Raw genomic sequence first — 2,772 nt, 5'->3', positions numbered from 1 at the left:
TTTCGGGGTTCGGGCTGCTCATCGGTGGTGCTCGTTTCATGCCCTCAGTGAGTGATCTCGGTTGCCTCCGAGTGTCTCACTAAATCCTGACAGAGAGGGGGCCGATCATGTTGCGTGCAACGACGACAGTGATCTCGCGAGGGTCACTGAATCGTCGCGCATTGAAATACTTGAACAATGTCCGGTCGAATACCTCGACGCCTATCGCCGAAGACACGTCGGCCACGCGCATTCCTTCGACGGCACCCAGTCCGTGTAACGAGGCAGTAGGCGAACCCTCACCAGCGGTACGCATCTCGAAAATCAGGGGGAAGACCCCGATACCCGCTTCGAAAGTCTCCGAGATCCACTCGTTGACAACGGCTACGACACCAGCTCTATCAACTGGGCCGAAGGACTCCTGCGCGTGACAGCAGTACGTGCTTGCCAGCGGATCGACCTTCACTTCATCCCTCCACGATCACGTGTGCCCGAAATTCAATCCTCACCGACCAATTTCCCTTCGTTCGCGGCAAAACAACCGTGCGCCGGTTTCAGCGAGTTTGCAGAACCTCCGAGGGAACCCGCGGCCGGATCGAAATCTCCGCCTTCCGCCAGTGCGCTCCGCCACATTCGAAATTGCCCAACGAGGCCAGTCCACCCATCACCCTGTTGCAACCTGCTGGTTAACACTACGCGCGCACAGGCTCGCCTCCATCTGATGCAGCAACATCGCTCCCGGCGATCGAAGCACGACATGAGACCAGTTGATAAACCGTGGAAATAGGGCTTAAATAGCGTAAACCAAACCATTTGACTGTTTGAAGCGCAGTTTACCAACTGGAGGTTCGTCATCAGCACCCAGATCGACCAGATGCACGACAAACCTGGTGACGTCTCCGCGACTTTCGAGTTATCCAATCGTGGTCCCGTCGAATCGCTGAACATCACGATTCTCGGCATCAACTACGCGCCGGAAACCACGGGGATAGCCCCGTACATGACGGACCTTGCCGAGTCCCTCGGCGAGCGCGGGCACAAGGTGCACGTCGTCACCGGGTACCCGCACTATCCGGCGTGGGAAATCGACGCTTCCTACCAGGGACGGTCGATCGACGAGGTCGTGAACGGCGTTCACGTTCACCGACGCCGCCACTTCGTGCCCAGCCCACCGAATGCCTTGGGACGAATCAAGATGGAGCTGAGTTTCGGCGCACGTGCCGCCAGTTCCGGATGGAACACACCTGACGTAATCGTGTGCACCAGTCCGGCATTGCTGGCCACTGCGATGGTCCTCGGACGTGCTCGGCTGACACCCAAACGTCCGGCCATCGGGGTCTGGGTACACGACTTGTACGGTCAAGGCGTCGTGGAGACCGGTGCGATGACAGGCCGCAGTGCCCGCGCAACGTCCAGGCTCGAGGCGGCTGTCGTGAAGTCCGCCGACGGAATCGCCGTCGTCCATGACCGTTTCGTCGACCATGTCGTCAACGAACTTCACGTCCCACGCGAACGAGTCACAGTGGTTCGGAACTGGACGCACGTGACGCCGATCGATGTGGACGATCTCACCGCCGCACGCACCAAATTCGGTTGGTCGCCTGACGAAACCATTGTTCTGCACACCGGAAACATGGGCCTGAAACAAGGTCTGGAAAATGTCGTCGAGGCCGCTCGACTCGCCGACGAGCAGAGTCTGCCAATCCGATTCGTTCTGGTCGGTGACGGCAATCAGCGACCGAACCTCGAAGCCGCGGCAGTCGGAGTCGATCGAATCGACTTCGTCCGCCCACTCGACGACCAGGATTTCCGCACTGCCATGGCCGCCGCCGACGTTTTACTGGTCAACGAGGCACCCGGGATCGTCGGGATGGCAGTGCCGAGCAAGCTGACGTCGTATTTCAGCAGCGGTACCCCGATTGTCGCCGCAACCGATGTGGCATCTACGACTGCCGACGAGATCCGTGCCTCCGGTGCTGGGGTCGTCACTCAGAACGGTGATCCCGCAGGCCTGCTCTCTGCAGCCCTACAACTCGCGGGCGACGCGGAGACTTCCGCCAGACTTGGTGCCGCCGGGGTCCATTACTGCGCCACCTCGGTTGGCAAAACCGCGTCCATCGACAAATGCGAAAAGTGGATCCGCGAGCTGGTGGCCGGCCGCAGTTAGTACGCGAGCCGCTCGGAACAAAACCTCACACATCTCGACTCGGATCTGAAGACGACGAACATAGACAAGGCAGCTGACGCTCGATGACCAAACGCACACTCATCACAGGGATCACCGGACAGGACGGTTCCTACCTGGCAGAACTGTTGTTGGCCAAAGGTTACGAAGTTCACGGATTGATCAGACGCGCATCAACTTTCAACACGTCACGCATCGATCACCTCTATCAGGACCCTCACGAACTGGGCGCACGGCTGTTCTTGCACTACGGTGACCTGTCCGACGGCGCACGACTCGTCACGCTCCTGTCGAAGATCGCACCAGACGAGGTATACAACCTCGCTGCGCAGTCGCACGTGCGGGTCAGCTTCGACGAGCCCGAACACACAGGCAACACAACCGGAATCGGGTCTATTCGTTTGCTCGAAGCAGTCCGCATGACGGGATTGCAGTGCCGCTTCTACCAAGCTTCGAGTTCAGAAATGTTCGGAGCCAGTCCGCCTCCACAGAACGAGGACACCCCGTTCGGGACTGTCTGAATAACGGTGGATCCGGTCCTTGATTCAACACGCCGAGCTGAGCTTGGCGGGAAGGATCGACGATGACCGAAACACTTGATCCCATGG

The 2,772-nt window shown here is 59.2% G+C and carries 2 protein-coding genes and 1 pseudogene; 2 read left to right on the top strand and 1 reads right to left on the bottom strand.

What is annotated here, in order from left to right; all coding sequences use genetic code 11:
* Positions 1–79 precede the first annotated feature (79 nt).
* On the bottom strand, positions 80–445 hold the full coding sequence (locus A2J01_RS30350; protein ID WP_064114218.1) for a hypothetical protein: 366 nt from the start codon (positions 443–445) through the stop codon (positions 80–82).
* Positions 446–853: 408 nt separating this feature from the next.
* On the opposite strand from A2J01_RS30350, the gene A2J01_RS30345 reads away from it, so the two are divergent.
* Together A2J01_RS30345 and A2J01_RS30340 are read left to right on the top strand one after the other, a co-directional pair.
* Positions 854–2,146: a glycosyltransferase family 4 protein gene (locus A2J01_RS30345; RefSeq protein WP_007728855.1), complete on the top strand. Its 1,293-nt coding sequence runs from the start codon at positions 854–856 to the stop codon at positions 2,144–2,146.
* 83 nt (positions 2,147–2,229) lie between these two features.
* Positions 2,230–2,673 (top strand): annotated as a pseudogene (locus tag A2J01_RS30340) (GDP-mannose 4,6-dehydratase); the annotation flags it as partial.
* Positions 2,674–2,772 lie beyond the last annotated feature (99 nt).

It is taken from the genome of Rhodococcus sp. EPR-134, assembly GCF_001647205.1.
Classification (GTDB): Bacteria; Actinomycetota; Actinomycetes; order Mycobacteriales; family Mycobacteriaceae; genus Rhodococcus_F; species Rhodococcus_F qingshengii.
The sequence above is the reverse complement of the archived record's forward strand: the minus strand, read 5'-3'. Positions and strand labels throughout refer to the sequence as shown.